Source organism: Burkholderia sp. 4NA327C6 (genome assembly GCF_005502655.1).
Taxonomy (GTDB): domain Bacteria; phylum Pseudomonadota; class Gammaproteobacteria; order Burkholderiales; family Burkholderiaceae; genus Burkholderia; species Burkholderia contaminans.
In genome coordinates this window covers 96,964-111,322 of the sequence record NZ_SCNZ01000017.1, presented here as the reverse complement: position 1 = coordinate 111,322, position 14,359 = coordinate 96,964, and the positions used below count along the sequence as shown (strand labels likewise).

12 protein-coding genes, 1 tRNA gene and 1 pseudogene are annotated in these 14,359 nt (G+C 61.0%); 6 read left to right on the top strand and 8 right to left on the bottom strand.

The window, feature by feature from the left end:
• Nucleotides 1-30 precede the first annotated feature (30 nt).
• On the bottom strand, nt 31-930 hold the full coding sequence (locus tag FFS49_RS19095) for an SDR family oxidoreductase (protein WP_105819038.1): 900 nt from the start codon (nt 928-930) through the stop codon (nt 31-33).
• Between the two features lie 44 nt (nt 931-974).
• Nucleotides 975-1,712, bottom strand: a complete 738-nt coding sequence (locus FFS49_RS19090; RefSeq protein ID WP_105819037.1) for an SDR family oxidoreductase — start codon at nt 1,710-1,712, stop codon at nt 975-977.
• A 118-nt stretch (nt 1,713-1,830) separates the two neighbouring features.
• On the opposite strand from FFS49_RS19090, the gene FFS49_RS19085 reads away from it, so the two are divergent.
• The gene (locus FFS49_RS19085; RefSeq protein ID WP_105819036.1) at nt 1,831-2,733 is read left to right on the top strand and encodes a LysR family transcriptional regulator; all 903 of its coding nucleotides are present in this window, start codon (nt 1,831-1,833) and stop codon (nt 2,731-2,733) included.
• Nucleotides 2,734-2,777: 44 nt separating this feature from the next.
• On the opposite strand, the gene FFS49_RS42015 is transcribed toward FFS49_RS19085, so the two are convergent.
• Nucleotides 2,778-2,945 (bottom strand): hypothetical protein, encoded by a 168-nt coding sequence (locus tag FFS49_RS42015; RefSeq protein ID WP_171026784.1) that lies wholly within the window; start codon nt 2,943-2,945, stop codon nt 2,778-2,780.
• Between the two features lie 819 nt (nt 2,946-3,764).
• Here FFS49_RS42015 and FFS49_RS19080 point away from each other — a divergent pair.
• Complete coding sequence (locus tag FFS49_RS19080; RefSeq protein ID WP_105819035.1) at nt 3,765-4,292, top strand: DUF4189 domain-containing protein; 528 nt, start codon at nt 3,765-3,767, stop codon at nt 4,290-4,292.
• A gap of 235 nt (nt 4,293-4,527) precedes the next feature.
• On the opposite strand, the gene FFS49_RS19075 is transcribed toward FFS49_RS19080, so the two are convergent.
• Nucleotides 4,528-5,103, bottom strand: coding sequence for a recombinase family protein (locus FFS49_RS19075; RefSeq protein ID WP_105819034.1), 576 nt, complete (start codon nt 5,101-5,103; stop codon nt 4,528-4,530).
• Between the two features lie 869 nt (nt 5,104-5,972).
• Here FFS49_RS19075 and dgt point away from each other — a divergent pair.
• Nucleotides 5,973-7,313: a dGTP triphosphohydrolase gene (dgt, locus tag FFS49_RS19070; protein WP_171026783.1), complete on the top strand. Its 1,341-nt coding sequence runs from the start codon at nt 5,973-5,975 to the stop codon at nt 7,311-7,313.
• 270 nt (nt 7,314-7,583) lie between these two features.
• Entirely contained in the window at nt 7,584-8,714 is a 1,131-nt protein-coding gene (locus FFS49_RS19065; RefSeq protein WP_105819032.1) for a TIGR02391 family protein, read from the top strand.
• A 157-nt stretch (nt 8,715-8,871) separates the two neighbouring features.
• On the opposite strand, the pseudogene FFS49_RS19060 reads toward FFS49_RS19065, so the two are convergent.
• A pseudogene (locus FFS49_RS19060) lies at nt 8,872-9,354 on the bottom strand (site-specific integrase); the annotation flags it as partial.
• Nucleotides 9,355-9,505: 151 nt separating this feature from the next.
• Here FFS49_RS19060 and FFS49_RS19055 point away from each other — a divergent pair.
• Complete coding sequence (locus tag FFS49_RS19055; RefSeq protein WP_105819030.1) at nt 9,506-9,910, top strand: hypothetical protein; 405 nt, start codon at nt 9,506-9,508, stop codon at nt 9,908-9,910.
• A 189-nt stretch (nt 9,911-10,099) separates the two neighbouring features.
• Here FFS49_RS19055 and FFS49_RS19050 read toward each other — a convergent pair.
• The 3 genes from FFS49_RS19050 to FFS49_RS19040 all read right to left on the bottom strand — a co-directional run bounded on the left by FFS49_RS19050 (nt 10,100) and on the right by FFS49_RS19040 (nt 12,462).
• Nucleotides 10,100-10,184 (bottom strand) — tRNA-Leu (locus FFS49_RS19050).
• Between the two features lie 96 nt (nt 10,185-10,280).
• Nucleotides 10,281-11,456, bottom strand: coding sequence for an ABC transporter substrate-binding protein (locus tag FFS49_RS19045; protein ID WP_171026782.1), 1,176 nt, complete (start codon nt 11,454-11,456; stop codon nt 10,281-10,283).
• Nucleotides 11,457-11,520: 64 nt separating this feature from the next.
• Entirely contained in the window at nt 11,521-12,462 is a 942-nt protein-coding gene (locus FFS49_RS19040) for a CysB family HTH-type transcriptional regulator (RefSeq protein WP_027785173.1), read from the bottom strand.
• A gap of 216 nt (nt 12,463-12,678) precedes the next feature.
• Between FFS49_RS19040 and FFS49_RS19035 the strand changes: the two genes are divergently transcribed.
• Complete coding sequence (locus FFS49_RS19035; RefSeq protein ID WP_039368099.1) at nt 12,679-14,358, top strand: nitrite/sulfite reductase; 1,680 nt, start codon at nt 12,679-12,681, stop codon at nt 14,356-14,358.
• The last annotated feature ends 1 nt before the right edge of the window (nt 14,359 follow it).

The window sequence follows — 14,359 nt, the reverse complement described above, 5'->3', positions numbered from 1 at the left end:
GGCGTGCCGGCGTGGCCGGCGCGCGGTGGATCAGCTGCCGATGCGGGCCGCGAGCAGGTCGGCGAGACCGATGTTCCTGAACATCTCGCGGCGGATGCGGTCGCCGACGCGGAACACTTCCTCCGCGCCGTCCTGCGACGGATCGACGAAGACGCGGTACGGGCGCTTGCCGGCCGGGGCGGCGACGATGTCGGCAATCGCCGTCGCGACGGTGCCGGCATCGGCGTCCGCCGGTTCGAGCGCGGCGAGGCCTTGAAGCGCCTGCTCGGCGACGCCCGCATAGGGGCCGTCGACGTAGGCGGCCTGAACGGTCGCGTCGGCCGGCTTGCCTGCGTGGGCGAAGTGATTCGTGCCTTGCGTGAAGGCGCCCGGCACGACGATCGATGTCTCGATCCCCCAGCGGGCCAGTTCGGCCGCATAGGACACCGCGAGCGAATCCATCGCGGCCTTCGCGGCGAAGTAGGGCGCGAGGAACGGCGGCGTACCGCCGCGCGCGGATGACGACGATACCCAGACGAGCAGGCCGCGCCCCTGGCGGCGCAGGTGCGGCAGCGCCGCGCGGTTCACGCGCTGGGTCGACACGACGTTGATGTCGTAGAGCTGCGCGATCTGCTCCGGCGTGAACGCTTCGGCCGGGCCGAACACCATGTGGCCGGCGTTGTGGACGATGACGTCCAGGCGGCCGTTGTCGGCGATCACGCGGTCGATTGCGGCACCGACGGACGCATCGTCGCCGACGTCGAGCTCGACCGTGCGCAGGTCGACGCCGTGTTCCTGCGCGTAGGTGGCGACGGCGGCGACGCGCGGCGCGTTGCGGCCGGTGCTTTCGCGCATCGACGCGTAGACCGTGTGACCGGCGCGGGCGAGCGCCTGGGCCGTCAGCAGGCCGAAGCCGCTGGACGCGCCGGTGACGAGGACGACTTCCTTCATGAGCGATCTCCTGGCGGAAAGATGGGGCAGCAGCGAGCGGTCCGTCAGCACATGCCGCCGTTGGCGCGCAGGATCTGGCCGTTGATCCACGCGCCGTCCGGGCCGGCGAGGAAGGCGACGACGCGCGCGATGTCGTCGGGCTGGCCGAGCCGCTCGAGCGGGTTCAGCTTCGCGAGCCGATCGACGAGTTCGGGGCTCTTGCCCTGCAGGAACAACTCGGTCGCGACCGGTCCCGGCGCGACGGCATTCACGCGGATGCCGCGCCCGCGCATTTCCTGCGCGAGCACCTGCGTGAGGCTTTCGACCGCCGCCTTGCTCGCGACGTACAGGCCGTAAGACGGCATGCGCATGCCGATCACGCTGGTCGACAGGTTGATGATGCGTCCGCCGTCGCGCACGTGCTTCGCCGCTTCGCGACAGACGTTGAACGTGCCTTTCACGTTGATGGCGAGCGTTTCGTCGAGCACCGCGTCATCGAACTCGGCGATCGCGGCGAGCTTCATGACGCCCGCTGAATTGACCACCACGTCGAGTCCGCCGAACGTGTCGCGCGCCGTATCGAACAGCGCGGCCACGGCGGCGGGATCGGCGACGTTCGCCTGCACCGCGATGGCATGGCCGCCGTCGGCGACGATCGCGTCGACCACTTCGCGCGCCGGCCCGGCGCTCCCGGCATAGTTGACGACGACCCGGAAACCGTCCCGGGCAAGATGGCGGGCGATTTCCGCGCCGATGCCGCGCGACGAACCCGTGACGAGTGCGACCTGTTCCGATGTGTTCATGTCCTGCTCCTGGTAGGGGTGAGTGCCGAGCGATCCGGCGACAGGACTAATGTAGGCTTCCTCGATCAATAAAAATAATGAATAATGATCAGATCAAGAATGACTGAAAGTATGTCTCATGGCATTCGACAGCAGGCTTTTGAGCGGTATCGGCGTGCTCTCCGCGGTGATCGAGGCCGGCACCTTCGCGCGCGCCGGCGAGGCGATGGGGCTGACGCAGCCGGCGGTGAGCCGTGCCGTCGCCCGGCTGGAGGAGCGCGTCGGCATCCGGATCTTCAACCGCACGGCGCGCGCGATCACGCTGACCGACGAGGGGCGGCGCTTCTATGAAGCGGTCGCGCCGCTGCTGGCCGGCATCGAGGACGCGGCGCTCGACGCCGGCCAGTCGAAGGCGCGTGTCAGGGGGCGGCTGCGCGTCAACGTCGACGCGACTTTCGGCCACTACGTGCTGGCGCCGAAGATGGCCGAGTTTCTCGACCGCTTTCCCGACTTGTCGGTCGAGGTCAGCGTGCGCGACCGGATGGGCGACCTCGTTGCCGACGGGTTCGACGTGGCGGTGCGGTTCGGCATTCCGGAACCGTCGTCATACCGCGCCCGGCTGCTGCTGGAAACGCGCGTGCTCACCTGCGCGTCGGCGGCCTATGTCGCGCGTCACGGCGAGCCGCGGCACCCGCGGGATCTCGCGAGTGGGCATCGCTGCGTGCTGATCCGAGATCCGGTGACGGGGCGGCCGTTCGAATGGGAATTCCATCGCGGCCAGGAGGTGGTGCCGTTCGATGCCGCCGGCCGGCTGATGGTCAACGATACGGGCATGCTGCTCGGCGCGTGCCTGGGCGGCGCGGGGATTGCCCAGTTGCTGGAACTCTATGCGCGCGACATCCTCGCCGACGGGCGGCTGGTGCTGCTGCTGCCGGAATGGGCGGACGAGACGTTTCCGCTCTACGCGTATCACCACGCGTCCAACCTCGTTTCCGCGAAAGTGCGCGTGTTCCTCGACTTCGTGCGGGCGTTGATGGCCTGAGCCTGAGCTGGGCTTGACGTGCCGACGGCGGCCCTCCCGTCCGGTCATTCGGTGCGATGCGGAATGCTGTCCGGGAACGGGTAGGGCGCGTGCGGGCCCGGCCAGTCGGGTACCGGCGGGGCGGTCAGTACGTCGCATCCGGCCAGCATGAGCGACAGCGCCGCGGCGAGCACGCGGCGGCAGAGCGGGGATGAAATCGTGCGCATGGACATGGCGTGCCTCCGTGCCGCGCATCCTCATGATGCTTGGACTGTTGAGCGGGGGCACGCGTTGCGGCGCGCACGGCAAAAACAAAAACCCGCGAAGCGGCGAGCTTGCGCGGGTTTCGGGAGGCGCAGCGCTTCACGCTGCGAGAATGCTGGTGCCAGGGCCGGAATGAAATAATTCTCTGTGATGCCCGTAGTGTAAGGGCATTGCTGGTTGAGTGTTACTGAGTTGCCCCCAGAGTTGCCCCCCGCGCTTCTGGCAGCCGCAGAATTCATATCGCTCTGCTGCGTGTGCCGTTCGGGCGAGGTCGTTCAGAAGATACCGACGGGCGTATCGGCGTAGGCTCGATCAGTCGAAGGCCGGTGCCGTGCGGAACGTTGCTGTTCCGCCGGAAGCAAAAATATTTGGAGATTTGGAGATAAACGGTTGTATCGGCCTGTAAGCCTTGTCTGGCAAGGCTGTGGTTATCTCCAAGTCTATCTCCAAAGTACACATTTTCTTGGAGATAAAGTTGGAGACAAACTGCTGAGCTATGGCGTCCGCACGACGACGTTGAGAGTTGCCCTGCCTTCTGGAACGCTGCGCGCAAAGAACGCCCCGCGCGCCCACACCCCCGAGCCGCCGTTACGCTAGAAAGTTACTTTGCAACTGTCGTGCATTTGCGGTCGTTCCGGCTGCTCACACAACAAAAGTTGTGGCTAGGTACAATTTGGTTCGCGATTTCGTTGCACGTTGTTGTGTGACGACCGCTAAAAACTGTAACGTCTACTACACCCATTGCAGCCTTCCGATCAGAACACAGTAGATGGATTCCGAGGCCCAACATGCTTGCTCTCAATCAAGGTCGTCCCAAGATTCTCTTGCTACTGCTGGTTTTGTCGTTCCTGCTATTCCATCACTTACCCGCGCGGGCGCAGGTCGCTTGCCCTCCAGGGATGATTCCCTACGGCACTGGCACTAACCAAAGTGTCTGCGGGGCGGATCCGAGTTATCAATCGCCGTCGACGCCGCCACCCCCGCTCGTGAAGTGGGCCGAGCGATGGGGTGCCATCGCAACCTATGAGCCAGCCGGCATTTTGGGGCAAGCCGCCGGGCTGGCGAGCAAGTCTGATGCTATAAACACCGCCATGAGTGAGTGCCAGAAACGAGGCGGCGGCTCCCATTGCAAGCTGGATATCTGGTACAGCAATCAGTGCGTGGCAATGGTGGTCAGCGATAAGGGCTATAACACTTCCACAGGCATGACACCGGATTTGGCTACCCAAAAAGGCATGCAGACATGCATCGCTTCGGGGGACCCGAACTGCCATGTGTATTACTCCGCGTGCAGCATGGCGGAGCGGATTCAGTAAATTGGAACGAAGCAGCCTTGCGCATGAACCGCGTATGCCTTCAGTGATTGATCCGATCCTCAAACACTGATCGACATCGCTGCACCGTACAGCCATTTCCGCACGGCGCACACGGAAGGCATGTTTGGAATTATCGCGCGCATCAGCCCACCGACAGGCTGTCATGAAATTTAGCAGCGATAGTCACCCAGCGAACCGGGCTCCAGCACGGCGTGAGTTGAACGGCGCGCGCCGCTTAGCCTGCGTCGCGCACTCGCATAATCGTCTGGCGGCTGGTGCCAAATCGCCGAGCAAGCGCGGCCACGCTTGTCCCCGCGTCCAACTCGCGCAGCACGTCCGCCCGCTGCTCGTTTGACAGGGCGGACGGCCGCCCCATCGCCTTGCCTTCCGCCTTCGCGCGAGCGATACCAGCGTGCGTGCGCTCAATCAACAGGTCCCGCTCGAATTCGGCCACCGCGTTCAACACCTGCATCGTCATCCGGCCGGCCGCGCTCGTCAGATCGACGCCGCCCAGGGCGAGACAATGAACCCTGATACCGCGTTCGGCCAATCCCTCAACCGTGGCCCGCACGTCCATCGCATTGCGGCCGAGCCGATCGAGCTTCGTCACGATCAGCACGTCGCCCTCTTCCATCCGGTCAAGTAACTTTGCGAAGCCCGGCCGCTGATCGGCGCTCACGCTCCCTGAGATGCTTTCCGACACGACGCGGCGCTTGTCGACCGAGAAGCCGGCCGCCTCGATCTCGCGTAACTGGTTCGCGGTGGTCTGGTCGGACGTGCTGACGCGGGCATAAGCAAAGGTTCGGGACATATCGGGCACTCAATCCGTACGAAATAGATGTCCGAATATAAGCGCCTGTCCAAAATACTTCAACCCTTATTTTTGGACAGGGCGGAAAGGGGTTGTCCGAAAGGGATCGGTTTTGGACAGGCTCATTGGATTGCAGGTCGATTGCCTTCTGGTCGGTCGCTGGGATGGACAGGAAGGTGCCACTATTCGAACGACAACAACCGACTCGTTGCGGTCGTTCGAGGTGTGACACCTCAGCCGCTTTGCAGCGATCGCGGTCGGGGACTTCTTCACTGGACTTCCGCTGCTGGCCAATGGCCTGCCGTTCGAGCCTCTTGTTCCAACGACCTCCAAGGAGAAAGTCGGTCACGAATGCCGAGGGTTGACGATATTGGTCCGGCATAGTCCCCTTCGTGCACTGGATTCATGGGTATCAACCCCTATTTCCGACGTACCAAATTTGCCCCTAATTTCACCATTGACCGAGTCGCTCGGGCTAGCATCCGATTGACGGAACTATTTTTTCAGAGCAGATTGAACCGATCGCACGAGACCGTGTCTGCGCGTATACTTGCAGCGCAACAACCGGGGATTGACATGACGAAGAAACCCGCCACCACAATGGCTGGCAATGGTGGCTCGCTAGCCTTTCAGTATGCACATACGCTCGTGGCGCAACGCTTGAGTGGTAGCAATCAAGCACAGTCGACACATGGAAAGCGAACCGCGACAAGCGGAACGAAGCAAGCCGTGACTGCGCAAACGAAAAAGAGCAAGCCTTTGCGCTAAGGATCAACCGACGTAGGAAGCCAAGCTATCGCTTGGCTTTTTTTATGAGAAAAAAACTATACAGCGACGGGGACTATATGCGCCTGAGTGGCGCTAATGGTATGGATTCCGAGAGGGAGCATGGCTGGAGCCCCTTTAGGAAAGACTATGCCCGCTTACTCCATGCTCCGTCATTCCGGCGACTCCAGGGCAAAACCCAGCTGTTCCCTGGAATGGAGTCGGATTTTTTCCGAAATCGTCTGACTCACTCCTTGGAAGTCGCGCAGATCGCATGTGGAATCGCTGCAACAATCAACGCCAAGTTTGCCAATGAACTCGGCGGCGAAAAAATAGATACCGATTTAGTGCAGTTTGCTGCGATAGCACACGATCTCGGGCATCCGCCGTTTGGGCACAACGGCGAAAAGGCGCTAGATGTCCTGATGCTGAAGCATGGAGGCTTCGAAGGAAACGCCCAAACGCTGAGGATCCTTACGTCTGTCGAGAGAAAGCTCGTGCGCACCCCGGAAGGATTCAGCTCGGAATTCGGGCTGGACATCACGAATCGGGCATTGGCCGCAGTCATTAAGTACGATCACCCGATCGAGGCCCAACGTCCGAAGAACGATGAATTGCAAAAGGGCTACTATTACACGGAAGCAGACATAGTCAGGCGTGTCAAAGGAGCTGTTGCTCCCGGCTACAAGGGCCGCGACTTCAAGACCGTCGAATGCTCGATCATGGATTTAGCCGACGATATCGCATATTCGACTTACGACTTGGAAGATTCGCTTCACGCGAGTTTTGTTTCGCCGTTCAGCTTGCAATATGCGCTTCGGACCAATAACGCTCTTCAAGCTGAAGTACTCCGAAAGTGTAACAAAGCACTAGAAAAATCAGGGTACGAAGAACTGGATGGAGCTGCTGAAGCAATTTCGACGCTGGAGCACATCTTCGAAGACCTCGCTAACACTGACTTGGCAACAGCTCAATCTGAGCAGCGCGAACTGCATTTTTGGGCGGCAAACCGCATGCTCAACGAGAGTGGTTTGATGCGCACCAGATTTACTGCTGAAAGAATAGGAAAGCTTCTCGACTCGGTTGAGCTGATTCTGAATCAGGAGTATCCGCAATTGTCCTCAGTGCGATTAACGCGAGACGGATTGATCAAGGTTGAAATCCTCAAGCACTTGAACTACGAGTTGGTTATTCGCTCCTCTCGCCTTGCGGTAGTGGAACATCGCGGCCGCGATCTCGTAACGGATATATTTAACGCCCTATGGAAATCCAAAGGTGCTCTCCTCCCAGATGATTGGAAAGAAAGGTACGATTCCGTCGGTTCCAGTAAGCCCAATCGCGCGCGCTTGATTTGCGACTATGTTGCGTGCATGACCGATGCATATGCTGCGGAAGTGCACGATCGCCTATTCGGTCGAGGAGCATCGATGTTCAAACCGCTTTAGCTGGCCACTGAAATGCGTTTCAGGGTGATGTGCGTGCCCAATAGATATATCCGCCACGAAACTCATAATTCCCGCGCGCTGCAAGACACATTGGATCTAGCCCCCGAGGGCCGGAGAGCTAGGGCCGCCAAGCGCGCTTTAAACCCGCCTATCAAGCGAAGCGGCAGGCAAAGTCGGTGCCATATCAGCGTCGCGGTTTCGAGACCGCATGACCAAGGCGCTAAAACAGCATAACGAAAATTCCCTAAAACAACGAATGGAAGCGCGAAAATGAACCTTGAGACCAATGTGCCGGAGGATTTGTGGGAGGCGGTAAGGGCCAATTACGAGAGAGGAAATTTTACTGGGTCGATTTTAGATGCCTTTTATTTTCTCAGCGAATTGCTTCGTCAAAAGTCGGGCGCAGAGGGAGACGGTGCGTCGCTGGTGGGGCAGGCTCTGGGTGGGGCGGCACCTAAAATCAAGCTCAACAGGTTGCAAAGTGAATCTGAATGGAATGTGCAGAAGGGTGTAGAACAACTACTTCGTGGTTTCTATCAAGCATTCCGTAATCCTCGCAGTCATGAAAAAATATCTGACACGGAGAACGATGCGCGTATTTTGATTCTTTTTACCGGATATCTTGTCCGGCAGATCGATAAAGCCAAGTCGCAATTTTCGAGGCATGATTTTATTCGACGCGTCCTAGATCCTGATTTCGTTCCAAATTCGCGATATGCAGAACTCTTGGTGGAAGATGTACCAGTTGGGCAGCGCCTTGAGGTGTTTCTGGATGCGTATAGAGAAAAGGAGACGGTCAAAGGGGATCATTTGCGTCATTTTTTTAACGCATTGTTGCCCACGCTTACTGTCGATGAGCGGATCCAAGTCGATCAAATTATCTCTGATGAACTAAAGACAACCGACGATGATGCGACGGTTCGTGCGGTGATTGGTTCCTTGGGAGGTGATATCTGGCCACGACTCGCGGAGGTATCGCGTCTGAGAATAGAACATAAACTTGTGCGATCTGTTCAGGAGGGGCGTTTCGACTCGAAACAAAAGGTCTGTCGCAGCGGTGGTCTAGGTACTTGGGCGAGAAATTTGTTCCCTCATTTCACTCTCAAGCGCGAGATGCTCGGTGCGATCACGGATAAACTTCGCTCCGGAAATCGGGCGGAGGAAGATTATGTATTTCAGTATTTGTTCCCGGCCATAGGAGAGTTGCATAGTTCGATTCCAGCTACGCTCGATATTGTCTTTAAGACGAGAATTCGAAATGGAAGCGAAAGATTCCATGCGGCACTCACCGTCTATTCTCCATGGGAAAAGGGGGTGTGGAGTAAGGATCTTATTAAGGCTGTCGATGAATTTAAAGCCTCACCTGACTTCGATGAGATGGATGACGATATTCCGTTCTAGCGATAGGTGATTTTTTCCCTTCGGACGGAGGGCGAAACTTCATGCGCCGTCTCTTGTGGATCGGTGAGTGACATCCACGGAAATCGACGTACATCCCCAGAAAAAGTCGCCTGCACGGAAGTGACCGCCGACTCTGCTCCTGGCATCCTGCAAATAGTCAGGCAGCGCGAGGTGTGCCGGCGTCTATCGGTTTAACGTTCGCTCCGCTCTGCTGGTCGAGGTAGTCACCCCACCATTGCATCATGCGATGCCGCTCCGGCAGATGCTGCGCATGGTTGTACGCAGCCCGGATGCTGTTTTGCTCTGTGTATGCGAGTTGGCGCTCGATCCAGTCCGGGTTGAAGCCGCGTTCGTTGAGGACGGTCGACGCGAGTCCACGGAATCCATGTCCCGTCATGCGGCCATGGAAGCCCATGCGATAAAGCGCGTACAGAATCGTGTTTTCGCTGATGTGCTGCTCCGGGTTGCGAGGGCTCGGCAGCAACCAGCGCTTGTTCGTCGTCGTGTCGCGGATTGCCTGAATGACGGCGAGCGCCTGCCTCGATAGCGGCACGATGTGGGGCTGACTCATTTTCATGCGCGGAGCCGGGATGCGCCACTCAGCGCGCTCCAGGTCGAATTCCGACCATTCCGCGAAGCGTTTGAGAGGGAGGTGAGACTCAGCGGATGCTGCTTACTGTCCCGTTTCTACCTTTCGAGGTGTCAGGGACGCAACGGCCTGCATCAAGCAAACCCAGCCGCGCGACAACATGCCTGATAATGTGTCCCCTATTACATACCGAGAGGACCTCATGACCACCAACGGCAATACCACCCCGAAACTCAAAATCGAACTGATCCGAGTGCCGGGGGACCCGCTTGAGTCGCGGCAGAATTTCGAAGCGGAGATGGAACGGCAGCGCGAACGGCTGCAAGCGGCTGGACTCAACCCGGCGCGCTGGGGGAGGATGCTTGACGCGAACGTTGATCTGATTTCCGGCGCAGATTGCACCGAACCGGCATGGCAAATTGAAATCAGCAAATTCACCCCGGACGCCTTCCGCGAACTGTGCGACATGTTCGGGAATTGGATCGGAGCGCATGCAGGCCGCAAGGTTGCTTTGACCGACGGTCTGAATCTGGCTGAGGTTGAGGACCGCGCAGCACTCACGGAGCAGTTGAGTCGGGTCGCCTTCCGGTACTCGATGAAGGTGTGAAGTAGTCCCGTTTCCCGGGAATTGACGAAGAGCCAAAGAAAAAGCCCCGGTCATCGCTGATACGGGGCTCTGCTCTGGCACACCTTTTGGCACATTTTGTGGCACATCAGGTGTCTACTGCTTCAGTCTTTTGTGGTCTTTTTGGTGAAGACCTTGCGTAAGTCCTTGATCTGCTTACGTCTTTCATGCTGGTGCCCAGGGCCGGAATCGAACCGGCACGCCTTGCGGCGGGGGATTTTGAGTCCCCTGCGTCTACCAATTTCACCACCTGGGCTTGAACCTGGCCGCGCATGTGATGGTGCGCGGCGAAACGCGGATTATGTCCGAAATCCCGCCGCCGGGCAAGCTGCGCGGTTGCGGGTCGTGCTCGTCACTGGCTCAGGTAGACGAACCGGCCCTGCTTGACGATCCCCATCACGCTCGCGCGCTGGTCGAGTCCCACATGATCCTTGTCGCTCGTGTTGACGACACCGTTCGGCACGACGAGCTCGTGCGCGCGTTCCAGCTCGCGCCGCAGCGCCATGCGGAACGCGGGCGTGCCCGGCTGCGCGGCCTTCAGCGCGCGGCCGACCGCGTCGGCGAGGCGCGGGTAGACGCCCGCCGCGTCGCCCGCGAACTGCGTGACCGTGCCGGGGCCGTACTTCGCCTCGTACGCGTCGACGAACGCGAGCGCGGCCTTGCGGGCCGGATGATCGGCCGGCAACGTGCGCGCGACGACCACCGGCTGGGTCGGGAACAGCGTGCCGTCGACGTCCTTGCCGCCCAGCTTGATGAATTCCGGTGTCGCGATCCCGTGCGTCTGGTAGACCGGGCCCTTGTAGCCGCGCTCGATCAGCGTGCGCTGCGGCAGCACGGCAGGCGTGCCCGAGCCCGCGATCAGGATCGCGTCGGGTTTCGCCGCGATCAGCTTCAGCGCCTGGCCCGTGACGCTCGCGTCGGTGCGGTTGAAGCGCTCGGTCGCGACCACGCGGATCTTGCGCAGGTCCGCGAAGCGCGTGAACTCGTTCAGCCAGCTGTCGCCGTAGCTGTCCGCGAAGCCGATGAAGCCGACCGTCTTCACGCCGTGGTTCGCCATGTAGCGCGTCATCACGTCGGCCATCGCGCGGTCGCTCTGCGCCATCTTGAACGCCCAGGTCCGCGCGCCTTCCTGCGGCTCGACGATCGCACCGGAGCCGACCAGCGTGATCATCGGCGTCTGCCCGGCAGCCACCGCGTCGAGCGCCGCGAGCGCGGCCGGCGTGATGTTCGGTCCTACCACGACGTCGACGTGATCCTCGTCCGCCAGCTTGCGGATGTTGTGCACCGCGGTGCCCGGGTCGGACGCATCGTCGAGCACCGTCACCTGCACCGGCTGCCCGGCAATCGTCTTCGGCCACATCAGGATCGCGTTCTTGCTCGTGATGCCGATCGCGGCGGCCGGGCCGGTCGACGACAGGTCGACGCCGACCTTCAGGTCGGCATGCGCGGCGGCGCAGGCGAGCGCGAGGGCGACGCCGGCGGCGTGGCGCAGCAGCGCGGGATGTCGCAACAGGGCGGGAAGCGTCATGCGGAATTCTCCGTCGGACAGAAAAAAGGGGCGCGATGTGCGCCCCCGTGTTTATACACGCCGCTCAGAGTTCGTACGATTCGGATTCGCCCTTGAGCGCCTGTTCGATCAGCTTGCGGTTCAGCGTCGGCGACAGCAGTTCGACGAGCGTATACACATAGCTGCGCAGGTAGGCGCCCTGCTTGAGCGCGACGCGCGTCACGTTGCTGCCGAACAGGTGGCCGACCGGGATCAACCGCAGGCCGCGGTCGCGCTCGGGATTGAACGCGATGTCGGCCATGATGCCGACGCCGAGGCCGAGTTCGACGTAGGTCTTGATCACGTCGGCGTCGATCGCCTCGAGCACGATGTCCGGAGACAGCCCGCGCAGCGCGAACGCATGGTTGATCTTCTTGCGGCCCGCGAACGCATCGTCGTACGTGATCAGCGGGTACTGCGCGAGATCGTCGAGCGTGACCGGCTTGCGTTCGAGCAGCGGATGGTCCGCCGGCACGACGGCCGCGTGGTGCCACTGGAAGCAGGGCAGCGACACGAGCTCCTTGTAGTCGGAAATCGCCTCGGTGGCGATCGCGAGATCGGCCTGGTCGTGGATCACCATCTCGGCCACCTGCGTCGGGCTGCCCTGCAGGATCGACAGATGGACCTTCGGGAAGCGCTTCTTGAACTCGGCGATCGCGGCCGGCAGCGAGTAGCGGGCCTGCGTGTGGGTCGCGGCGATGGTCAGGTTGCCCTGATCCTGCGCCGCATAATCTTTCCCGACCCTTTTAAGGCTTTCAACCTCCTGAAGAATCCGCTCGACCGACGCGAGGATGATCCGGCCCGGCTCGGTGAGCGAGCGCACGCGCTTGCCGTGCCGCGTGAAGATCTCCACGCCGAGCTCGTCCTCGAGCTCGATGATCGCCTTCGACACCCCCGGTTGCGACGTGTAGAGCGCCTTGGCGGCCTCGGTGAGGTTGAAATTCTGCCGGACAGCCTCGCGCACGAAGCGAAATTGGTGCAGGTTCATTTATAACCCTTCCGCATATCAACAGAATTTTTTAGTCGTTTGAAATATAAGGCGAGTTTATTACGATTCACCGGAGTTTTTCAAATATGGATATCTGTTTTCGTCATTAGCAATCCAGCCGGGCAGCGGAAGGCCGGCGATAGCGGCGGAACGGAGATTCGGGCGCGACGTGGCTAGGACGTCGCGCGGTCACCACGAAAACCCTGGGGTCCCCGAATGTATCAGTACGACCAATACGACCAGACGATCGTCGACGAGCGTGTCGCGCAGTACCGCGATCAGGTGCGCCGCCGGCTGTCGGGCGAGTTGAGCGAAGACGAGTTCCGTCCGCTGCGCCTGCAGAACGGCCTGTACATGCAGCGCCACGCGTACATGCACCGCATCGCGATTCCGTACGGCAACCTGCGCAGCGACCAGCTCCGGATGCTGGCGCGCATCGCCCGCGAACACGATCGCGGCTACGGTCACTTCTCGACTCGCTCGAACATCCAGTTCAACTGGATCAAGCTGGAAGAAACGCCCGAGATCCTCGCGAAGCTCGCATCGGTGCAGATGCACGGTATCCAGACGTCGGGCAACTGCATCCGCAACATCACGGCCGACCAGTTCGCCGGCGTCGCGCACGACGAAGAGATCGATCCGCGTCCGTGGTCGGAAATCCTGCGTCAATGGTCGACGTTCCATCCCGAATTCGCATGGCTGCCGCGCAAGTTCAAGATCGCGGTGTCGGGCTCGAAGCATGACCGCGCGGCCGTGCAGATCCACGACCTCGGCGTGTACCTGAAGAAGAACGCGCAGGGCGAAGTGGTCGCGAGCATCCTCGCGGGCGGCGGCCTCGGCCGTACGCCGATCATCGGCGCGGTGATCAAGGAAGACCTGCCGTGGCAGCACCTGCTCACCTACTGCGAAGCCGTGCTGCGCGTGTACAACCGTTACGGCCGCCGCGACAACCTGTACAAGGCGCGCATCAAGATCCTCGTGAAGGCGCTGTCGCCCGCGAAGTTCGCGCAGCAGGTCGAGGAAGAGTGGCAGCACCTGAAGGACGGCCCGTCGACGCTCACGCAGGCGGAAGTCGATCGCGTGTCGCAGTACTTCCAGCCGCCCGTCTACGAGAAGCTGGCCGACACCGACGCATCGTTCGAACAGCACCTGCTCGAGAACAAGGCGTTCGCACGCTGGGTCGAGCGTAACGTTGCCCCGCACAAGGTGGCCGGCTATGCCGCCGTCACGCTGTCGCTGAAGGATCACCGCATTGCGCCGGGAGACGCGACCGACCAGCAGATGGATCTGGTGGCCGACTGGGCCGACGCATACTCGTTCGGCGAGCTGCGCGTGTCGCACGAGCAGAACCTGATTCTCGCGAACGTGAAGAAGCGCGACCTGTTTGCCGTGTGGGAAAAGGCGAAGGCAGCCGGTTTCGCGACGCCGAACATCGGCCTGCTGACCGACATCATCGCGTGCCCGGGCGGCGACTTCTGCTCGCTCGCGAACGCGAAGTCGATCCCGATCGCGCTGGCGATCCAGCAGCGTTTCGACGATCTCGACTATGTGTACGACCTCGGCGACCTGTCGCTGAACATTTCCGGTTGCATGAACTCGTGCGGTCACCACCACGTCGGCAACATCGGCATCCTCGGCGTCGACAAGGACGGCGCCGAGTGGTACCAGGTGTCGCTCGGCGGCGAGCAGGGCACGGGCCGCAACGGCGCGCGCCTCGGCCGCGTGATCGGGCCGTCGTTCTCGGCGGAAGAAGTGCCCGACGTGATCGCGAAGCTGATCGACACATTCGTCGAATCGCGCATCGACGGCGAGCGCTTCGTCGACACGTACGATCGCATCGGCATCGCGCCGTTCAAGGAGCGCGTGTATGCGGCGCGCCAGGCAGTGAACGCGTAAC

Coding starts and splice junctions, on each gene's coding strand:
- FFS49_RS19095 (WP_105819038.1), bottom strand. CDS start 930: ATGAAGGAAGTCGTCCTCGTCACCGGCGCGTCCAGCGGCTTCGGCCTG.
- FFS49_RS19090 (WP_105819037.1), bottom strand. CDS start 1,712: ATGAACACATCGGAACAGGTCGCACTCGTCACGGGTTCGTCGCGCGGC.
- FFS49_RS19085 (WP_105819036.1), top strand. CDS start 1,831: ATGGCATTCGACAGCAGGCTTTTGAGCGGTATCGGCGTGCTCTCCGCG.
- FFS49_RS42015 (WP_171026784.1), bottom strand. CDS start 2,945: ATGTCCATGCGCACGATTTCATCCCCGCTCTGCCGCCGCGTGCTCGCC.
- FFS49_RS19080 (WP_105819035.1), top strand. CDS start 3,765: ATGCTTGCTCTCAATCAAGGTCGTCCCAAGATTCTCTTGCTACTGCTG.
- FFS49_RS19075 (WP_105819034.1), bottom strand. CDS start 5,103: ATGTCCCGAACCTTTGCTTATGCCCGCGTCAGCACGTCCGACCAGACC.
- dgt (WP_171026783.1), top strand. CDS start 5,973: ATGGATTCCGAGAGGGAGCATGGCTGGAGCCCCTTTAGGAAAGACTAT.
- FFS49_RS19065 (WP_105819032.1), top strand. CDS start 7,584: ATGAACCTTGAGACCAATGTGCCGGAGGATTTGTGGGAGGCGGTAAGG.
- FFS49_RS19055 (WP_105819030.1), top strand. CDS start 9,506: ATGACCACCAACGGCAATACCACCCCGAAACTCAAAATCGAACTGATC.
- FFS49_RS19045 (WP_171026782.1), bottom strand. CDS start 11,456: ATGACGCTTCCCGCCCTGTTGCGACATCCCGCGCTGCTGCGCCACGCC.
- FFS49_RS19040 (WP_027785173.1), bottom strand. CDS start 12,462: ATGAACCTGCACCAATTTCGCTTCGTGCGCGAGGCTGTCCGGCAGAAT.
- FFS49_RS19035 (WP_039368099.1), top strand. CDS start 12,679: ATGTATCAGTACGACCAATACGACCAGACGATCGTCGACGAGCGTGTC.